Below are 20,025 nucleotides of genomic sequence, written 5' to 3'. Positions count from 1 at the left end.
GCCGCATTGGCATTTCTGTCTTCAGATGGAAGGTGGCGGCACGGATGCCGCCACCGGATACGATACGCGGTCGGGCCGCGACTTAGTCGTCGAGCGTGACTTCCCAGAGCCGGGTGTTCGACTGCCAGACGGGCTCGCCGTGCAGCTTCTTCGTCGCACCCCAGATGTCGACCATGTCGTACATGAAGATGCCGGGAACTTCCTCAAGCATCAGCTTGTGGAATTCGTCGAAGATCGCCTGACGCTTTGCCTGGTCGGCCTCGACATAGGCGGACTTCATCAAATCGATCGCTTTGGGATTATCCCACATCAGCGAGGCGTTCTTGTCTTTGTTGCCGACGTAGAAGCTGTACATCAGTGCCGGATCGAGGCGCGGTGCCACCGACTGCGAGATCACCTGGTAGTTGCCCGAGCGGCGGCGATCGACCTGGGTCGCATAGTCGAGCACTTCGATCTGCACATTGAGACCGACCTGTTGCATCATCGCCTGGGCGACGACGGCGGCCGGGAAGCTCGGCACATTGCCGCGCTTGTTGGCGATGATGGTGATCGGCTCGCCGTTGTAGCCGGCGTCCGCCAGGTCCTTCTTGGCCTTTTCCAGGTCCATCGGAAACTTCGTCTTCTGCGCGTCCGAATAGAAGATCGAGTCTGCCGACACCATCGAGGCATTGGTTTCGCCCGTACCGTTCGAGACCGCAGCAACCAGTTGGTCGAGATCGAGCGCTTCGGCCATGGCGCGGCGCACGGCAACGTTGCTCAGAACCTTGTCGCGGGTCTGGAAGTAAAGCAGGTTCTTGCCGTTGTTGCGCTTGACGATCAGCTGCATCGTCTCGCTGTCCTTGAACTCCGAAATCAGGTCGGCGGAGACTTCGGCCGTATCCAGTGCGCCCGACAGCAGACCGGTTTTCACCGTCGATGCATCGGGGATGACCATGAACTTGATGCCGTCGACCAGCGGCCGTTTGGAGCCGACCATACCATCCGGCTTGCCGTCATTGGCAGGCGAGACGTAGGCTTCGTTCTTTTCGAGACGGACATACTCGCCCTTCTTCCACTCGGCCCACTTGAACGGCCCGGTACCGATGGGGGCAACGAAGGCGCCGTCGGCGCCGACAGACTCCTTGGCGATGATGCCGGTATAGCCGCATTCTGGACGCGCCATCAGGCCGAGAAAGACCGCCGAAGGCCTTTCGATCGTCATCGTTACCGTGGTCGGATCGACAGCCGTGACGGCCGACACCTTGATCGTTTTGCTGCCGTCGAAATCGCCGGCGCAGGTCCACTTGGTGTCCGCGGCCATGTAGCGGTTCCAGTTCCACACGACGTCGTCGGCCGTGACCGCGTTGCCATTGTGGAATTTCACGTCGTCGCGCAGCTTGAACGTATAGGTCAGGCCATCGGGAGACACTTCGAAGTTCTTGGCGACGAGCGGCTTTACCTCGCCGTTCTCGGCGTACCCGACGAGACCTTCGACGATGTGAAAGATTACGGAATCGGTGTTGCCGTCGCGGTTGACGCCCGGGACGTTGCTGCGGATATCAGAGCTCTGCGCGACCACAAGGTCACGCGCTTCGGCAAAGCCGACGGCGCTCATCAGGATGGTGCCGGCAAGGAAGATTTTTTTCATGGTTCCACTCTTCTCCAGTTGTTTCTTGTTGGTTTGTTGCGGTTGATTTCGGCTCAAAACGCGTCCCAGCAGGCCTGCGACAGCTGGCCGATGGTTTCGAGCGCAATTGTGTAGCCAGGCGTGCCATCGGCCATCACTTGCGGCACGGCGTCGGTGAAGACGGCGATGCCGTAGAGCGGCTGACTGTTGCGATAGACGAGACCTGCGTCCATGCGACCGCGCTTACCGCGCCCGGATTTGCTGGCGACGACGGTCTCGAAAGGCAGGCGCGAGCGGATGCCGTAGCGCAGCACCTGGTTCTTCAGCGTCTGCAGCGCAAAGCGGCAGAGCTCGACCGATGTGCCGAGACGCGCAGCCGCGGCCCCATCGTCCTGTGCCGCCAGGATCAGTTCGAGCAGCAATATCTGGTCACCAGCCGTCGTCGTCGTCACCTCGCCGAGCGAATGGTCCGGCTTCAGGCCAAGCGGCGGGATCAGAAAGCGGTGGTGAGTGCCGGCCATGCCGATCGCCTTGCAGTAGCTGTCGACCTCTTCCAGCGTCACCCGCTCCAGCACCATCTTGGTGCAGACATTGTCGCTCAAGACCATCATCCCGACGATGGCGTCGCGCAGCGGGATGACGATGCCAGGCGTCATGTAGCGGAACATGCCGCTCGCAACCTCATGCTTCAGCCGCTCCTCGTAGGTGATGGGCGTGTCGAGATCGAGCCGGCCCTCGTGCGCTGCCTTCAGCGCCGCCATCATGATCGACGTCTTGCGGGTGCTGGCCGAAGGCGTCTCCTCGTTTTCGCCCCGTCCGATCGTCTCGCCGGTCTGAAGGTTGCGAACGAGGAAGCGGGTGATGAATGGCTGGGCGTCGGCGATGGCATTAAGCCGTTCGGCTGTCGTGGCGGTTTTGATCGCTACGGTCATGTCAGGCCTCCAGGCGCCATTTGAGGGTGACGCCACCCGTGTGATTGAGATCGAGCGCGGGGATCGCCGAAAGCAGTTTGCGCGTATAGGCTTCCTGTGGCTGGTCGAAGATCCGGTCGCGATCGCCCTGCTCGACGATGCGGCCGTCCTGCATGACGATCACCCGGTCGGCGACCTGCTCGACGACGCCGAGGTCATGGCTGATGAACAGGCAGGAAAACCCGTAGCGCTTCTGCAGATCGGAGAAGAGTTCGAGCACCTGCGCACGCACCGTCACGTCGAGCGCCGAGACCGGTTCGTCGGCGATGAGGAACTTCGGCCGCCGGGCAATCGCCCGGGCAATGGCGACGCGCTGGCGCTGACCACCGGAAAGCTCATGCGGATAGCGGCTGGCGAAATCGCCGCTAAGACCAACTTCTTCGAGCGTTTCGAGCGCGCGCTTGCGCTTGGCCGCACCGTCGAGATCGGGCACCAGCCGGAGCGCTTCTTCGACCAGCGCCTGGATGGTCATGCGCGGGTCGAGCGAAGAGTAGGGATCCTGGAAGACCATCTGGCAGTTCAGCCGATAATCACGCCAGTCAGCGCTGCGCTCGCGCCCCTGGAAGAGGATCTCGCCTTCGGTCTGCTGGACGAGACCGGCGATCGTGCGGCCAAGCGTCGTCTTGCCCGAGCCGGAGCCGCCGACAAGGGCGACGACTTCGCCGACATGGATGTCGACGCTGACGCCGTGAAGCGCGCGCTTCGGCGCCTGCTTGCGGAAGAGCCCTTTGCGGCCGGGATATTCCACCACGATATTGCGCGCCGACACCATCGGTGTCCGCGACATGTCGAGTTCGCGCGGTGCCGCCCGAAACGGCAGCGAAGACAGGAGCTTGCGGGTATAGGGATGCTCCGGTGCGCTCAGAATGTCCTTGGTCGTGCCCTGTTCGACGATCACGCCTTTTTCCATGACGACGAAGCGATTGGTGTAGCGCGCCACCATCGGCAGGTCGTGGCTGATCAGGAGAACGGCCGTGCCTTCCGCCTTGGTCAGTTCGACCATCAGCTCCATGACGTCACGTTGCACCACGGCGTCGAGCGCGGTCGTCGGCTCGTCGGCAATCAGCAGGGCCGGCTTCAGCAGCATCACCGAGGCAAGCATGATGCGCTGGCGCATGCCGCCGGAAAATTCGTGCGGATAGGCGGCAAGCGCCCGCTCCGGCTCGCGCAGACCGACGCGCTTCAGCATGTCGAGTATCGCAGCCCGACGCTCGTCGGCACTCTTCTTCGTATGCAGGATCAGGCCTTCTTCAAGCTGCCTGCCGATGGTCATCGACGGGTTGAGCGAGGTCATCGGCTCCTGGAACACGACGCCGATCTCGCCGCCGCGCAACTGCCGGAGGTCGCGATCTTTCATCGACAGGACATCCCGTCCGCGGTAACTGATCGTGCCGCCGGCATGGCGCACGGCAGGCGGGATCAACCCGATGATGGCGCGGGTCGCGAGCGTCTTGCCGGAACCGGATTCGCCGACGATGCCGACGATTTCGCCAGGGCCGACGTCGAAGCTGACATCCTTGACCACCTGGTTGCCATTATGGGTAACGGCCAGCGACAGGTCGCGAACGCTGAGTAGGGAACTGCCGATCATTTCAGGCCTCGCATGCGGGGGTCGAGCTTGTCGCGGAGCGCGTCGCCGAGAAGGTTGATGCCGAGTAGCGTCAGCGCGATGCAAAGGCCGGGGAAGAAACCGAGCCAGACGGCCTGTTCGATGAACGGGCGGCCCGCAGCCAGCATGTTGCCCCAGGTCGGCGCCGGTGGCGGCACGCCAAGGCCGAGAAACGACAACGCGCTCTCCGACAGGATTGCCCAGCCGAACATCGAGGTCGCCAGCACGGTAATCGGTGCCAGGCAGTTCGGCAGGATGTGGCGCAGCATGGTGTAGATTTCGCCATTGCCCATGACACGCGAGGCTTCGATGAATTCGCGTTCGCGCAGCGACAAGACGGCGCCGCGCACCACACGCGCCATCGACGGCGTGTAGGCGATGCCAAGCGCGAAAATGATGCCGTACTGGTTAGCCCCGAAGACCGCGAGCAGCCCGAGCGCCAGCAGGATGCCCGGAAAGGCGAGCAGTGCGTTGTTGACGGCCATGATGACGCCATCGACCCAGCCGCGGGCATAGCCGCTGATGAGGCCGATCAGGGTGCCGCAGACGACCGCGAAGGCGACCGTCAGACATCCGATCCAGACGCTGGCGCGGGCACCGATCATCAACCGGCTGGCAACGTCGCGTCCGAACTCGTCGGTGCCGAGCCAATGGGCGGCACCGGGGGCGGCCAGACGCGAAGTGAAGCCCAGCGCGCTGGGATCGTAGGGCGTCCAGAACACGCCGATCAGCGCGGTGATGACCAGAGCGGCGATCAGTCCGCCGCCGATGACGCCGTTGAAAGTGAGCTTTCTCATTCTGCCACCACCCGCGGATCGAAGAGAGGATAGAGGAGGTCGACCACGAGGTTGACGACGACATAGGAGAAGGCGACGATCAGCAGGCAGCCCTGGATCACCGGGTAGTCGCGCTGGAAGATGCTATCGACCATCAGACGGCCGAGGCCGGGGATGGTAAAGACTGTCTCGATGACCGCGATACCGCCGAGCAGATTGCCGAGGATCAGGCCGATCATCGTCCAGGTTGGGCCGAACGCATTCTTGAACGCATGCTTCCAGAGGACGGCGCTTTCCGACAGTCCCTTGGCCCGTGCATGGGTGATGTAATCAAGCCGGAGAACCTCGAGCGTCGAGGCGCGCGCCATGCGGATGATCACGCCCATTTCGTGGATGACCAGCGTCATGACGGGCAGGACGAGGTAGAGAAGGCCCGCCGTCCAGTTTTCCGAGATCGGCACGTAACCGAGCACCGGCAGCCAGCCGAGCTTCAGGCCGAAGGCAAGCAGCAATAGCAGGCCGAGCCAGAAGGTCGGGATGGACAGAAGCACGGTGGCCGTGCCGACCAGCGCCAGGTCCGTCAGGCTGTTCTGCCGCCAGGCGGCGATGACGCCGGCGGGAACGGCGATCAGGCTCGCGAGGAACACGGCGATGACGACGATCTCGGCGCTCACCATGAAGCGGCTCAGCACCAGATGAAGCACCGGCTCGTCGGTGACGATCGAGCGGCCGAAGTCGCCGGACAGGATGTTGCCGGCCCAGATGACGAACTGCTCGGGAATGCTTCGGTCAAGGCCGAGCACGCTGCGCATTTCGGCAATCTGCTGCGGCTCGGCCATATCGCCGAGCATCAGCGCGGCCGGATCGCCGGGAATGAGACGGATGAGCGTGAAGACGGCAACCGAGACAATGACGATCGTCGGTATCGCCATCACGAGACGATTGAGTATGAACTTGATCATGGGTTCCCCGTACTGAGAACAGCCTGGCGCGACATCGCGATTCGGCCCTCCTGCCGGCTTTTCTTGACACGACTATGATCGAATGGAAAAAACCGCGCAATATTATGAGGAATCGTCATAGCTCTATGACGAAGGGATGACATGGGAGCTGCCAAAGGGGCCGATAACGTGCGGCATCATGCGCTGGGCGGAAGTCGCGCTTGCAGTCGGGGAGCATTGCCCTGCGATGCCGACGCAAAAAGACAGTCAGCGATGGACTTTAAATCACCAACGGATGTTGAAACCGATCTTGAGATCGGGAAACAGGTGGCCGCCGCGCTTGCCCGTGGCGCTGATGGCTGAGGCGATGCCGACCATGAGCACGCCGAAGACGATGCCGGCAAACACAAACCGAACTGTCATGGCGGCCGGTTGGCGCTTCTTCTGCGTTGCCTGCAACATCATCCGCGACCGTATCCTTGCATCACTTTCGAGCACGACCAGACGAAATCACTGGTGTCATTGCCCGATGACGTGAAACGCCACGCGCATCGGCCGGCATTTACGGGAGTAATTCCCGCAAGCTGGGGTCGCTTTGGCTCGACGCTTGGCTCTTCAAAGCGCCTTCGGGAATCACGTTTAAGGTATGACGCAACGTCCGGCTCAAGCGGAGTTTTGGGCTGATATCGAGGGTCGCATCCTTTGGACGCATTGCCCGAGGGTCGGTGCCGTGACGGGCCGATGGATGTGCCGGGCACAATCTCTGCGGGACACCGACGTCAACGCCGAAGAGATCGCGTCGGCCGGCGATTAGAGCAGCTGAAGGTGATCGGCGAGCTCGCGGGCCGCGGCACCGCCTGCCCGGTTCGCACCGATGGTGGAAGCCGACGGGCCGTAACCGACGAGATGGATCCTCGGGTCTTTTGCCACCTGTGTCGCAAGCCGGCCGGTCATCAGGATGCCGCCATCGGCATTGCGCAGTTGCAGCGGCGCCAGGTGATCGAGCGCGCTTCGAAAGCCGGTACTCCAGAGAATGACGTCGACTTGCTGCTCGCGACCATCCGGCCAGCGCACGCCATGCTCGGTGATTTCGGCAAACATTGGCTGGCGCTCGAGTGCGCCGCGTGCGCGTGCGGCAAGGATCGCCGGCGTCACCGGAATACCGGTCACGGAGACGACCGAGCCCGGCGGCAGACCGCGGCGTACGCGTTCCTCGACGATGGCAACGGCAGCGCGTCCGACCTCGGGGGTAAACGGCTCTTCACGGAAGGCCGGCTCCTCGCGCGTGACCCACGTGGTCGATGTCACCTTGGATATTTCATCGAGCAGCTGGATCGCGGAGATGCCGCCGCCGACGACCAGCACGTGCTGCCCGGCAAACTGCCCGGCGGTCTGGTAGTCCTTGGTGTGCAGCTGACGCCCCCTGAAGAGATCCGATCCCGGATAGGGTGGAATGTAGGGAGACTCCCAGGTGCCGGTGGCGTTGATGATGCCGCGGGCGGCATAGACGCCGGCGTCGGTCTCGACCCTGAAACGCTCGCCCCGCTCGCAAACGACCTTGACGGCAACCGGTCGGTGCACGGGAAGGTCGAATGCCTTCTCATAGGCGCCGTAATATTGCGGGACGGCGACGGAAGCGTGGACTTCGCCCATGCTGGTATCGACGGCGTCGGCGAATTTCATGCCGGGAAGATCGTGAATGCCATTGACGGTGCTCAGCGTCAGCGACGGCCAGCGAAACTGCCAGGCGCCGCCCGGCTGTGGCGATCGGTCGACAACGACATATTGCATCTGAGGCGATAGCCCGAACCGGCTCAGATGATAAGCCGAAGACAGACCCGCCTGTCCGGCACCGATGACGACGATGTCGATCTTGCGGGCGACGCGCGCATGCGTCTCGGCCTCGCTGGCGGGGGCAAAGGCGTTCTGGATGTCCATCATCACGCAGCCAAGACCGAAGGCTGATCACTGCTCATCAGATCATCCACGGCGGCGACTTTCAGCCAATCGCCGCGGCAAAGATCGCGGCCAGTTTTTCGATGCCGGCCTGATCGTCCCGGTCGAAACGTGCCGGTTTAGGACTATCGAGGTCGATGACACCGATCACCCGGCCTTGGCGTCGGACGGGAACCACGAGTTCGGAGCGGGACGCCGCATCGCAGGCGATATGACCGGGAAACGCGTGCACGTCTTCGACCAGGATCGACTGCCCTTCCCTTACGGCCGTGCCGCAGACGCCACGGCCGACAGGAATGCGCACGCAGGCGGGCTTGCCCTGAAATGGCCCGAGCACCAATTCGTCATCAGAATCGAGAAAGTAGAAGCCGGCCCAATTCAGGTCGGGCATCGTCTGGTACATCAGCGCCGAGGTGTTTGCGGCGTTCGCGATCATATTGGGCTCGCCATGCAGCAGCGCTTCGAGTTGCTGCGCCAACTCCCGATAGAATTCGGTCTTGTCGCCTGTGTCGATTACCGCCGCCTGGAACATGATCTCTTTCACTCTCTCATCATACGGACTGGCAATGTAGTGCCGCGCCCGACATTTGCCAATTGCAGCGCGTCCGCGCCGGCAGCGAAACGGAGCGCTGGCGGAAAACGGTTCGACAAACGCGACCCGACGCCGATGTCCGGATTCAGACCCTCACGGCTCTTGTGAAGTGGCGACCTGTCGCTTCAGGCAATCGATCATCGCCTGAGCCGCAATCGACAGCGGCACGCCGGCGGCGGTTGCGACGCCGAAATCCTGCGTCAGGTGCGGCGTAAAGCTCCTGATTTCAATCGGGAGATGCCGATGCAGGTTGGCGAAAAAACTGCTGATGATTGCAACGCCAAGATCATGGGCGGCATAGGCGCAGGCCGAGCTGTTGCTGTGCGTCTCGATCTTGACCTTTTGCGGCACGCCCGCCTTTCGAAAGATCTCGTCCAGCATGACCCGGGTCGGCCGCCGGCGACCGATCAGGATCAGCGGTATGCCCCTGAGTTCCTTCGGGGTGACGTGGTCGAGCGCCGTCAGCGGATGGCTCTTCGCCATGACGCAGACGCTGACGCCGCCCGCCACCGGCTGCATTTCGAGGCTGGCGCTCAGTTGCCCCTCGTAGCGCAGGAAGCCGAAATCGATGATGCGCTGTTCGACAAGGCGGGCAATCGCCACGGTCGTATCGAAGAAGGTTTCGACCCGCACACCGGGGAAATCCTTGGCATAATCCGCCAGCATCGCCGGGGCGAAGCTTTCGGACATGCTGTTCGGCAGGCCGATGCGCACGACTTCCGGGCCGACGGCGCCGCTGCGAAGATCCTGGGCGAGATTGGTGAAGCGATCGATCCCGAGCAGAATATGCTCGGCATCCTCGGACAGCTTCAGCGCCTCGGGCGTCGGGATCAGCCGGCCCTTGTCGCGCGCAAACAGCGTCAGCGACAGGTCCTCTTCCAGTTGCTGCAGCAGACGGCTGACACCGGACTGGCTGAGCCCCATGGTTTTCGCCGCCGCGATCGTCGAGCCGGTGGCAAGCAGGGTGCGCAGCACTTCCAATTGTCGAAAATTCATGCCGGCTCCGCATCCATCCCATTGCCATCTTCTCCGTGTTTACGAAAAGGCGGACAATCTAGGAAGCCGTATTCGACGGCAGCGTCAGGCGTGCGATTACTCCGCCTGGGCAGAACAACTGATGCGCAAGGCCAGGATGGACCGTTAGGATATGGAGATGGTGGGTGCCGAAGAGCACGCGTGCGCTCTCCGGCTTGTTCAGGCTGTCTCGTCGTCGATCAGACGTCGACGCGTAGCGATGGTTTGAAGCGCTCGGCAAAGACCTCGATCGAGCCGCTGCCATAACGACGCAACTGACGTTTGGTCAGAACGGACATGACGCGCGCCGCCGTCGAAAACGTCATTTTATCGAGCGGACCGTCGCCAATCCAGGGTTTGCTTAATCGATCGGTGACGATGCCGATCATGTTTGCAGGCATGATATCCGTGCAAGGTTTCATCCAGTCGAAGACGACCCTGATCGGCAGCAATTTGCCTTCAAACGAAACCACGGGTTCAGGCATCCCCTCGCCCCAATCATCATAGGCCTCAAGGGCATCTCGAAAGAGATTTTGCAGGATGATGGAGGCATGCCCTTCATGAAGAGCGGGCAGCAAATTCGTCATTTGTGTCTCCTTCAGTGGTTAAGGCCGGGAAACGCGAATGGCCAATACTGTCAGCATGTATTTGTCATCGTGCCGTGTGGCCGGTACTTTGACGACCACACAATCGGTAGACTGCAGGCCATGGCGAAATGCAGAAGCGCGACAATGGTTCCAAGCGACCGGCAACTTTTTTTGAAATTTTTTGAGGACGGCGGTTTTGGAACTGCACCCGCCACGCCCGGTCGACAGCCAATTCGTGCTCCATATCGCTGTATCGGCTTGAAAGGGCCGACCATTCGTCAGAACATCAGGAACGAAAAACTAATATCCATATATTCCATAGAATATACGATCTTACCTGAAGACGCCAGATAATTCACAGATATGCGCCACTATCGAAATGGAGCGATCATATGGGAACGATCTCGCAGCTTTCCGAGAAGACGAAGCTCCCGGCACACCGGATCGGAAGCGAGGAGGAGGCGCTGGAAATTGCGCGCGAACTCGCGGGCGATTTTGCCAATCGATCAAACGAGCGGGATACCGACCGGATCCTGCCATTCGATGAGCTCGACACCCTTGCCCAATCCGGTCTCCTCGCAATCACCGTGCCCTCCGACTATGACGGCATCGACGTTTCCAACGCGGTGCTGGCGGAAATCACCGCCATCCTGTCCGAAGCCGACAGTTCGATCGGCCAGATCCCCCAGAACCATTTCTATATTCTCGAAGCGCTGCGCACCGACGGCACGGAGGAACAGAAGAAATTCTTCTTCGCACGCGCGCTCGCTGGCGACCGCTTCGGCAATGCGCTTTCCGAAAAGGACACAAAAACCGTCGGCGACTACGCAACGCGCCTGACGCCTGATGGTCTTGGCTACCGCCTCAACGGCCGCAAGTTTTATTCGACCGGCGTGCTCTTTGCCGAATGGATTGTCGTGTTCGCGCTCGATCCGGACGAAAAACTCACCATGTCTTTCCTGCCGCGCGGTGCCGATGGCCTGCAGGTCATCGACGACTGGGACGGCTTCGGGCAGCGCACCACCGGCAGCGGCACGACGGTGCTGCAGAATGTATACGTCACGGCCGACGCGGTGGTGCGCCATCATCGCGGCTTCGAACGTCCGACGACGATCGGCTCGGTCGGCCAGATCATCCACGCCGGCATCGATCTCGGCATCGCGCGCGCCGCCTTCGCCGAGACGCTCGACTTCGTGCGCAACCGGGCACGGCCCTGGATGGATAGCGGCGTCGAACGGGCAGCGGACGATCCACTGACAATCGCCCGCATCGGACAACTCGCGATCCGCCTTGAGGCGGCGACCGCCATCGTCGAGCGTGCCGGCAAGAAGGTCGACATCGCCCAGATCAACGGCACCGAGGAAAGCGTCATCGAGGCGACGCTGGCGGTCGCCGCCGCCAAGGTACTGACAACAGAAATCGCGCTCGAAGCCACCAACACGCTCTTCGAACTCGCCGGCACGTCGTCCACCCGCATCGGCCTCAACCTCGACCGCCACTGGCGCAACGCCCGCACCCACACGCTGCATGATCCGGTGCGCTGGAAGTATCACGTCGTCGGCAACTACCACCTGAACGGCGTCGCGCCACCGAAGAACGGCGCGCTCTGACCCTGCCCTGACGCCGCCTTACCCTGGAAAATCGGCACCGATCTGCCGGGGACGTATGCAGCTTTCTACGAGGAGACGGATATGAGCCGCGAAATCCGGCTGAATGCCTTCGACATGAACTGTGTCGGCCATCAATCGCCAGGGCTTTGGACGCATCCGCGCGACCAGTCGTCGCGTTACAAGGATCTCGACTACTGGGTGCATCTGGCAACGACGCTTGAACGCGGCAAGTTCGACGGGTTGTTCATTGCCGATGTGCTCGGCGTCTATGACGTGCTGAACGGCAATGTAGAGGCGGCGCTCCGGCATTCCGCCCAGGTTCCCGTCAACGACCCGCTGCAGCTGGTGCCGACCATGGCGCACGCGACGCAACATCTGGGTTTCGGGCTGACGGCCTCGCTTTCGTTCGAGCACCCCTACACTTTCGCGCGGCGAATCTCGACGCTCGACCATCTGACGAAGGGCCGCGTCGGCTGGAACATCGTCACCTCCTATCTTAACAGCGGTGCGCTCAATATCGGCCAGGCGCAGCAGACACGGCACGATGATCGCTACGACATCGCGGAAGAATATCTCGAGGTCTGCTACAAGCTCTGGGAAGGCAGTTGGGAAGACGACGCGGTCGTGCGCGACCGGATAGGGGGCATCTTCACCGATCCGGACAAGGTGCATGCGATCAACCACCAAGGGCGGCATTTCACCGTGCCGGGCATCCATCTCAGCGAACCGTCGCCGCAACGCACACCTGTCCTCTACCAGGCAGGCGCCTCCAGCCGCGGCAAGGATTTTGCCGGCACCCATGCCGAGTGCGTCTTCGTCGCAGCCCCCTCGAAAACCGTTCTGAAGCGATACGTCGCGAATGTGCGCGAGGCGGCCGAGCGTGCGGGGCGCAATCCGCGCGACCTCCTCACATTCAATCTCCAAACCGTGATCCTCGGCGAAACCGATGCGGACGCGAAGAGGAAGTTCGATGAGTATCGCAGCCATGTTTCCTATGAAGGCGCGCTGGCGCTGATCTCCGGATGGACCGGCATCGATTTCGGCCAGTTCGCGCCGGACGAACCGTTGCGCCACCGCTATACCAATGCGGTCCAATCTGCGGTCGAGACCTTTACGACGATCGATCCCGATAAGGTCTGGACCGTACGCGAAATGGCCGACTGGGTCGGTATCGGCGGCTTCGGCCCCGTCTTCGTCGGCTCACCGCAAACGGTCGCAGATCTGCTGCAGGAGTGGGTCGAAGACACGGATGTCGATGGCTTCAACCTTGCCTATGCCGTCACACCCGAAACCTTCGAGGATGCGGTCGATCTGCTGGTCCCGGAGTTGCAGAAGCGCGGCGTCTACAAGACCAGCTATCGCGAAGGCACGCTCCGCGAAAAGCTGTTCGGCGCCGGCCCACGGCTCGCAGCACCCCATCCCGGCGCAGGCTATCGGGAACTCGCCGGAAACGCGCAGGCGATCGCGGCTTCCGCATAGGAGCACACTCGGCATTAATTGCTCGATGGCTGGGGGCGCTCGGATCCTCGGGCCGCGCAAGAGTATGACTATGCATACGTGGCAGTCGTATGCCGCGTCGCGATCCACGGGCTTCACCCGAGAATCCAGGCGCGATGCGTCCATCGCGAGAAACGCGGGGATGCTCGGTCAAGCCCGAGCATGGCGGAAAGAACAGAACAGACGCCGATCAAAGCCAGCGCCTCGCTCGTCAGCCGGCCGGCCCCTGTCAGCAGCCCAAGCGCCCGGAAGGATCCGAGCGCGTTCCATCGGTGCCAGTGCCCGATGGTTCGTCCACCGGGCCCTGACCTCTCGAGGTCAGCTGTATAGGCTCACAGGCGGGATTCGGCCATTCAAAGCAAAGTCGCCGACCTCGCGGGCCTTGTAGAAGACCGGGTCGTGCAGCGTGTGGGTCCGGACGTTGCGCCAGTAGCGATCGAAGCCATGATGCGCTGCCGTGGCACGCGCTCCCATTAGTTCAAACACCTTCGTCGTCACATCGAGCGCCACGTGGGTGGCGTTGATCTTGGCAGCATAGGCTTCAAGTGCTGCTTCCCCGCGCTCGCGCTCCGTCACCGACCGCCCTTTCGACAACGCGGCCTCGACAACGCCCGCCGCAACGTCGGCCAAAGCGACGGATGCTTTCAAGGCAGCCTGCAACTCGCCGACGCGTTCGAGAATGTAGGGGTCGTCGCTGGCACGAGCCACGCCTGATGTGATCCAGGGTCGCGTGGTGGTTCTGACATAGTCGATTGCGGCGGCGAGTGCGCCTTCCGCCGTTCCGAGATAGAAATTGACAAACACCAGCTGGATCAGCGGCGTGTTGAACGTCGCCTGCACCTGAGGCGGATCGAACGGTTCGGCAAGCGGCAGAATGAAATCGCGCTCGTAGACAGGAAAATCGCGAAACTCGACGCTGCCGCTATCGGACAGGCGCTGGCCGATATTGTCCCAATCGTCATGGGCGACATAACCCGGACGATCCGTCGGAACGACGAAATTGGCGATCTTGCCCTCAAGCGTCGCGTTGACGTTGATGCGATCGGAAACATGCGCGCCGGTCGAGAACGTCTTGCGGCCGTTGAGCACATAGTGGCCGCCGCGCCGTTCGAGCACGAGCCCCGGATCCCGCGGGTTGACGGCAGCACCCCAGTAGAGCTGGCGTTCGACGGTCTCGGCACCGAGCACCCAGGCCTGCCTCCCATCGGCAGTCGCCCAGTAGACATACTGGCTGTTGACATAGTGATAGCCGAGCAGCTGGCCGATAGAGCTTTCGCCACGCGAGATGATCCGGACGAGACGCAACCCATCAAGCCAGCTCAAGCCCGCTCCGCCGATTTCCTGGGCGTGCAGCGCCGTCAGCAGACCCGCCTGGCGCAGCGCTTCGATTTCGTCGCGTGGCGGCAAGCCCAAGCGATCAAGCTCGGCGCCGCGTTGCGCAAACTGGCTCGAAAGCTCGGTCGCCTGCGCAAACAGATGCTGGCGCTTTTCTTCCTGTTCGGTATTGGCCGGTTCGGGTTCCCGGAGGAAATGCACGTTGCTCATTCGCCTCTCTCCATTGGTGGAGGCGAAATAGTGCATTTATTCTATAGACAATAACAGAAACTAGATTTCAACTCGCAGGCGCCAGCGGGAAAGTCCTACCCGCCGTTGCCGAGAAGACGGCCGTTGACCTCAAGACGGTCAGCCGACTTCAACATCTCTGAGCGCCACGATCTCGGTGGCGTTGTCGTTGGCTGCAAACTGTTCGAGCGTCATATTGTCGAGGATCGACGCGACCGCATCACGCACGTCGCTCATCGATTTGCGCACATGACAGTTGACCGGATCGGAACAGTCGTCACAGGCTTCGAACGCCGTGCGGCTCGCACAGCGGATCGGCGCCAACGGCCCGTCCAGCGTGCGGATGACCTGGCCGATACGAATATCGGACGCCGGTCTGGAAAGCGAATAGCCGCCGCCCGGCCCCTTTTTCGAGCGCAGTATCCCGGCATTGCGAAGTTCGAGCAGGATCGCATCGAGGAACTTCTTCGGGATATTGTTGCGGGTGGCGATTTCAGTGATGAAGGCGGTTTCGCCCGGCTCCAGTTGAGCCAGGTCGACAAGGGCCTTCAGCCCGTATTTACCCTTCTTGGTCAACATTGCACTTCGCTTTCCTGAACACAAAGGCCGCCACAAGTCCGTTCCGCACCGACGTTGGTATCACCGGAGGCAACGGGTTGTGACGGCCGCACTGTTTTCGCTTAAGATGCCATACACCGAAACCGCGTCACTCTCAAGAAATTACGTAAGTTTCTGCATAGATTTTGTGAATTTTATTGTCGAATCTAAGGCAGAGCAGCAATGATTTGCTCATCTGGCCCGACGCCTCTTCGCTGGTGATTGCCGCCGGCAAAATTCCGGGCCCGCCGTGTCATCGATTATGGTGACGAGACCGTTCCGCTTCAGACCGTGAGATGACGCCGCGCCTCGACTGTGTCCAGCGTCTCCGGCGGCCCCTCATGCACCACGGCACCGCGATCCATGATGTAGACGTGGTCCGCGAGCTCGCGGCAGAAATCGAGATATTGCTCGACCAACAGGATTGCCATGCCGGTCGAATCGCGGAGATAGCGGATCGCCCGGCCGATATCCTTGATGATCGAGGGCTGGATCCCCTCGGTCGGCTCGTCGAGCACCAGAATGCGCGGACGGGTGACGAGCGCCCGGCCGATCGCCAGTTGCTGCTGTTGGCCACCGGAGAGATCCCCTCCGCGCCTCCCGAGCATCGAGCGAAGCACGGGAAACAGGTTGAAGACATCTTCCGGTATAGAGCGATCGGCGCGCCTGACCGGCGCATAACCGGTTTCGAGGTTTTCCTTGACGGTCAGCAGCGAAAAGATCTCGCGCCCCTGCGGCACATAGCCGATGCCCTCCTTGGCGCGGCGATAGGGCGCCATGCCGCCGAGCGCCACGCCATTGAAGGCGATCGCCCCGGCACTGACCGGATGCTGCCCGGTGATGGCGCGAAGCAGGCTCGACTTGCCGACGCCGTTGCGGCCAAGCACGCAAGTGATCTTGCCCATCTCGGCACCGATCGAGACGTTGCGCAGCGCCTGGGCGGCGCCATAGTGGAGATTGACGTTTTCGACGCTCAGCATGAAGGCGTCCTTTCCTTGGGCGGTTGGCAAGCGACCGGTGTCAGCGGCCGAGATAGTTTTCGATCACCTTCGGATCGCTGCTGACGAAATCGATCGAGCCTTCGGCCAGCACCGAGCCTTCGGCCAGACACGTCACCTTGACGCCGAGCTCGCGGATGAAGCCCATGTCGTGCTCGACGACGACGACCGAGCGTGTCCTGGCGATCTCCTTGAGCAGGATTGCCGTTTCGGTCGTCTCCGCGTCGGTCATCCCGGCCACAGGCTCGTCGACCAGCAGCAGTTCCGGCTCCTGCGCCAGCAGCATGCCGATCTCCAGCCATTGCTTCTGGCCATGCGACAGGTTGGCGGCAAGATCGTCGCGCCGGGCGCTGAGCCGGACGGTCGTAAGGATCTCCTCTATCCGCGCCTTGTCGTCCGCCGTCAATCGGTAGAACAGCGTCGGGAAGACGCCGCGGCTGCGATTGAGCGCCAGTTCCAGATTGTCCCAGATGGTGTGGCTTTCAAAGACCGTCGGTTTCTGGAACTTGCGGCCGATACCAAGGCTGGCGATTTCGGCTTCATCGCGTTTGGTCAGGTCGATATCGCCCTTGAAGAACACCTGCCCCTCGTCCGGGCGGGTCTTGCCGGTGATGATGTCCATCATCGTCGTCTTGCCGGCGCCGTTCGGGCCGATGATGGCGCGAAGCTCGCCCGGCTCGATGACGAAGGAGAGCGAATTGAGCGCCTTGAACCCGTCGAAGGAGACCGAGACGCCATCGAGATAGAGCAGGCTTTTCGGTTTCGTCTGGCTGATCGTCTGGTTCATGCCAATCACTCCGCTGCCATCGGTTCAGCGACAAGGTTGTCGCGCGCGCTCTCGGCATCTGCCGCGCGGCGGTGAGCCTTGCGGCGGGTAAGATAAGCGCTCGCGGTCCCAACCACGCCTTTTGGCAGGAACAGCGTGACCAGGACGAACAGCCCGCCAAGCGCAAACAGCCAGAACTCCGGAAAGGCTGCGGTGAAGATGCTCTTGCCGCCATTGACCAGGATCGCGCCGACGATCGGGCCGATCAGCGTCCCGCGTCCGCCGACCGCGGTCCAGATGACCACCTCGATGGAGTTACCGGGCTCGAACTCGCCGGGATTGATGATGCCGACCTGCGGCACGTAAAGCGCGCCGGCAATGCCCGCCATCATCGCCGAGACGGTGAAGGCGAAGAGCTTGATGTGTTCGACGCGATAACCGAGAAAGCGCGTGCGGCTTTCCGCATCCCGCACGGCGACCAGCACCTTGCCGTATTTCGAGCGGACGATCGCCGCCGTCAGCACCAGGCATAGGGCAAGCATCAGGGCGGATGCGGCAAAAAGTGCGGCGCGTGTACCGTCAGCCTGGATGTTGAAGCCGAGGATATCCTTGAAGTCGGTGAGGCCGTTGTTGCCGCCGAAACCCATGTCGTTGCGGAAGAAGGCAAGCAGCAGCGCATAGGTCATCGCCTGGGTGATGATCGACAGATAGACGCCGTTGACCCGCGAGCGGAAGGCGAACCAGCCGAAGACGAAGGCAAGCAGTCCGGGCACCACCACCACCATCAGTGCCGCGAACCAGAACATGTCGAAGCCCTGCCAGAACCAGGGCAGCTCCTTCCAGTTGAGAAACACCATAAAATCCGGCAGCAAAGGATTGCCATAGGAGCCGCGCGCGCCGATCTGGCGCATCAGGTACATGCCCATGGCATAGCCGCCGAGCGCGAAGAACGCGGCGTGACCGAGCGAGAGGATGCCGCAGAAACCCCATACGAGATCGAGCGCCAGCGCCAGAAGCGCGTAGGTCAGATATTTGCCGAACAGCGAGACCAGATAGGTCGGCACGTGCAGCGGGTGATCCGGCGCCGTCAGCAGGTTGAGGGCGGGAATGGCGATGGCAAGAGCCAGCAGTAGCGCCACAACCGTGACGATGCTGCGATCGAGCGACTTGAGCAGAAACGAGGTGATCATGCCTCCACCGCCCTTCCCTTGAGTGCGAAGAGGCCGCGCGGCTTCTTCTGGATGAAGAGGATGATGAGCACCAGAACGAGGATCTTACCGAGAACGGCGCCCGCATAGGGCTCGAGGAACTTGTTGAGGATGCCGAGCGAGAAGGCGCCGACGAGCGTTCCCCAGAGATTGCCGACACCGCCGAAGACGACGACCATGAAGCTGTCGATGATGTAGCCCTGGCCGAGATTGGGCGAGACATTGTCGATCTGCGACAGCGCCACGCCGGCCATGCCGGCGATGCCGGACCCGAGAGCAAAGGTCAGAGCGTCGACCAGGGGCGTGCGGATGCCCATGGACGACGCCATGCGGCGGTTCTGCGTCACGGCCCGCATCCTCAGCCCCATCGACGTTCGCTTCAGCAGGAACAGAAGGGCTGCAAAGACGGCGAGCGCAAAGACGATGATCCAGAGCCGGTTCCAGGTAATCGTCAAGCCGCCGAGATCAAAGGCGCCGGCCATCCAGGAGGGATTGCCGACTTCGCGATTGGTCGGCCCGAAGATCGAGCGAACCGCTTGCTGCAGGATCAGCGAGATGCCCCAGGTGGCCAGCAGCGTTTCGAGCGGCCGACCATAGAGAAAGCGGATGACGCTGCGCTCGATGGCAAGGCCGATGATCCCGGTGACGAGAAAGGCGAGCGGCAGGGCGATCGCCAGCGACCAGTCGAAGAGAGCGGGATAGGAGGTGCGAATGACGTCCTGGACCAGGAATGTCGTATAGGCGCCGAGCATGACCATCTCGCCATGCGCCATGTTGATGATGCCCATCACGCCGAAGGTAATGGCAAGACCGATTGCCGCGAGCAGCAGCACCGAACCGAGCGACAACCCGTACCAGACGTTCTGGCCGGCGTTCCAGAATGCTTGCGCCTGTTCGATGCGCTGCAGCGCGGCCTCGATATCCGGTTTCAGGCTGGCATCCGCCGATGAGCGCGCTGAGGTCAGCGCGCCAAGTGCCTCGCGGCCACCGCCTTCTGCCAGCGTCTTGATCGCCGCACGCTTGTCGTCGTCGGAACGGTCGGAAACCAGAAGCGTCACCGCGCGCGCCTCGTCGAGCGCCTTGCGCACCGTTGCGTCCTTTTCCGCGGCGAGTGCCGTCTCGATCGCCTCGAGCGCGTCGGCATTCGGCGTCTGCCGCATGGATTGCGCCGCCTTCAACCTTGCGCCCGTATCGGCGCTGAAAAGCGTCAGTCCACCGAGCGCGCCTCGAACGGCGCGCCGGACGGCGTTGTTGACCTTGATTTTCTGCAGCTCGCCCTTCGGCACTTCGCCGACATCAGAGCCATCAAGCGGATTGACTAGAACAAGACTCGCGCCCTTCTCCGTCGTGAGGAAGACCCCGCCGTCGGTCTTTCGCGCATAGAGATTGCCCTCCCCAAGCGCCTCGAGAACCGGGATGACACGTGGATCGCCGCTCTTGGCAAGCGCGGCAATGCGATCATCGAGCTCGGCCAGCTTGGCCGTTCCGAGCGCACTGACGAGCGCGCCGAGATCGTCCGCGGCGCGCGAGCCCGTGACATGGGCTGAAACCAGCAGGCAAAGGGTGACCAACAGGGTTTGCAGAATGCGATACATCGCCCTCTCGCTTGGGTCTCGCTCGTCTGTGGCAGCGCCAGGCAGGCGCGGCCACCGCGGCATGGAATTTCGAGATCCCTTCGCCCAACGGGAGCATTGGGCGAAGGGTATGCCTGCCTATGATTTCGTCATTCAAAGG

Annotated in this window: 18 protein-coding genes; 2 read left to right on the top strand and 16 right to left on the bottom strand. The window is 62.0% G+C overall.

All coding sequences use genetic code 11. From position 1 onward, the window contains the following. Positions 1 to 82 precede the first annotated feature (82 nt). The 10 genes from ASD52_RS03600 to ASD52_RS03555 all read right to left on the bottom strand — a co-directional run bounded on the left by ASD52_RS03600 (position 83) and on the right by ASD52_RS03555 (position 10,052). Positions 83 to 1,627 carry an ABC transporter substrate-binding protein gene (locus ASD52_RS03600; RefSeq protein WP_057222863.1) on the bottom strand — a complete coding sequence of 515 codons (1,545 nt, stop codon included), beginning with the start codon at positions 1,625 to 1,627 and terminating at the stop codon, positions 83 to 85. A gap of 53 nt (positions 1,628 to 1,680) precedes the next feature. Next, on the bottom strand, positions 1,681 to 2,538 hold the full coding sequence (locus tag ASD52_RS03595; protein ID WP_057222862.1) for a serine hydrolase: 858 nt from the start codon (positions 2,536 to 2,538) through the stop codon (positions 1,681 to 1,683). 1 nt (position 2,539) lies between these two features. Next, a complete protein-coding gene (locus ASD52_RS03590; RefSeq protein ID WP_057222861.1) occupies positions 2,540 to 4,168 on the bottom strand; it encodes an ABC transporter ATP-binding protein in 1,629 nt (542 codons plus the stop codon). Continuing rightward, positions 4,165 to 4,983 (bottom strand): ABC transporter permease, encoded by an 819-nt coding sequence (locus tag ASD52_RS03585; RefSeq protein ID WP_025429213.1) that lies wholly within the window; start codon positions 4,981 to 4,983, stop codon positions 4,165 to 4,167. Before ASD52_RS03585 ends, ASD52_RS03590 begins: the two co-directional genes overlap by 4 nt. Beyond that, positions 4,980 to 5,924 (bottom strand): ABC transporter permease, encoded by a 945-nt coding sequence (locus ASD52_RS03580; RefSeq protein ID WP_057222860.1) that lies wholly within the window; start codon positions 5,922 to 5,924, stop codon positions 4,980 to 4,982. The genes ASD52_RS03585 and ASD52_RS03580 overlap by 4 nt, the downstream gene beginning before the upstream one ends. Positions 5,925 to 6,188: 264 nt before the next feature. After that, complete coding sequence (locus ASD52_RS03575; protein WP_057221051.1) at positions 6,189 to 6,368, bottom strand: hypothetical protein; 180 nt, start codon at positions 6,366 to 6,368, stop codon at positions 6,189 to 6,191. Between the two features lie 345 nt (positions 6,369 to 6,713). Then, complete coding sequence (locus ASD52_RS03570; RefSeq protein WP_156612909.1) at positions 6,714 to 7,841, bottom strand: NAD(P)-binding domain-containing protein; 1,128 nt, start codon at positions 7,839 to 7,841, stop codon at positions 6,714 to 6,716. A 61-nt stretch (positions 7,842 to 7,902) separates the two neighbouring features. Beyond that, the gene (locus tag ASD52_RS03565; protein ID WP_057222859.1) at positions 7,903 to 8,391 is read right to left on the bottom strand and encodes a GAF domain-containing protein; all 489 of its coding nucleotides are present in this window, start codon (positions 8,389 to 8,391) and stop codon (positions 7,903 to 7,905) included. Between the two features lie 153 nt (positions 8,392 to 8,544). Beyond that, positions 8,545 to 9,447 (bottom strand): LysR family transcriptional regulator, encoded by a 903-nt coding sequence (locus tag ASD52_RS03560; protein WP_025429218.1) that lies wholly within the window; start codon positions 9,445 to 9,447, stop codon positions 8,545 to 8,547. 218 nt (positions 9,448 to 9,665) lie between these two features. Continuing rightward, positions 9,666 to 10,052, bottom strand: a complete 387-nt coding sequence (locus tag ASD52_RS03555; RefSeq protein WP_025429219.1) for a hypothetical protein — start codon at positions 10,050 to 10,052, stop codon at positions 9,666 to 9,668. 392 nt (positions 10,053 to 10,444) lie between these two features. On the opposite strand from ASD52_RS03555, the gene ASD52_RS03550 reads away from it, so the two are divergent. Together ASD52_RS03550 and ASD52_RS03545 are read left to right on the top strand one after the other, a co-directional pair. Next, on the top strand, positions 10,445 to 11,662 hold the full coding sequence (locus ASD52_RS03550) for an SfnB family sulfur acquisition oxidoreductase (protein ID WP_057222858.1): 1,218 nt from the start codon (positions 10,445 to 10,447) through the stop codon (positions 11,660 to 11,662). 81 nt (positions 11,663 to 11,743) lie between these two features. Next, positions 11,744 to 13,141 carry an LLM class flavin-dependent oxidoreductase gene (locus ASD52_RS03545; protein WP_057222857.1) on the top strand — a complete coding sequence of 466 codons (1,398 nt, stop codon included), beginning with the start codon at positions 11,744 to 11,746 and terminating at the stop codon, positions 13,139 to 13,141. Between the two features lie 336 nt (positions 13,142 to 13,477). On the opposite strand, the gene ASD52_RS03540 is transcribed toward ASD52_RS03545, so the two are convergent. The 6 genes from ASD52_RS03540 to urtB form a co-directional block, all read right to left on the bottom strand. Beyond that, entirely contained in the window at positions 13,478 to 14,704 is a 1,227-nt protein-coding gene (locus ASD52_RS03540) for an acyl-CoA dehydrogenase family protein (protein WP_057222856.1), read from the bottom strand. A gap of 138 nt (positions 14,705 to 14,842) precedes the next feature. After that, a complete protein-coding gene (locus tag ASD52_RS03535) occupies positions 14,843 to 15,301 on the bottom strand; it encodes an Rrf2 family transcriptional regulator (protein ID WP_025429223.1) in 459 nt (152 codons plus the stop codon). A 302-nt stretch (positions 15,302 to 15,603) separates the two neighbouring features. Then, positions 15,604 to 16,299: an urea ABC transporter ATP-binding subunit UrtE gene (gene urtE / locus ASD52_RS03530; RefSeq protein WP_057222855.1), complete on the bottom strand. Its 696-nt coding sequence runs from the start codon at positions 16,297 to 16,299 to the stop codon at positions 15,604 to 15,606. 40 nt (positions 16,300 to 16,339) lie between these two features. Further along, positions 16,340 to 17,104: an urea ABC transporter ATP-binding protein UrtD gene (gene urtD / locus ASD52_RS03525; RefSeq protein ID WP_057222854.1), complete on the bottom strand. Its 765-nt coding sequence runs from the start codon at positions 17,102 to 17,104 to the stop codon at positions 16,340 to 16,342. A gap of 5 nt (positions 17,105 to 17,109) precedes the next feature. Then, positions 17,110 to 18,273, bottom strand: coding sequence for an urea ABC transporter permease subunit UrtC (gene urtC, locus ASD52_RS03520; RefSeq protein WP_057222853.1), 1,164 nt, complete (start codon positions 18,271 to 18,273; stop codon positions 17,110 to 17,112). After that, positions 18,270 to 19,886: an urea ABC transporter permease subunit UrtB gene (gene urtB / locus ASD52_RS03515; RefSeq protein WP_057222852.1), complete on the bottom strand. Its 1,617-nt coding sequence runs from the start codon at positions 19,884 to 19,886 to the stop codon at positions 18,270 to 18,272. Before urtB ends, urtC begins: the two co-directional genes overlap by 4 nt. Positions 19,887 to 20,025: the final 139 nt, after the last annotated feature.

The organism is Ensifer sp. Root142 (assembly GCF_001426785.1).
GTDB classification, from domain to species: Bacteria; Pseudomonadota; Alphaproteobacteria; order Rhizobiales; family Rhizobiaceae; genus Ensifer; species Ensifer canadensis.
Note: the sequence above shows the minus strand (reverse complement) of the source record. Positions and strands in the feature narration are given on the sequence as shown.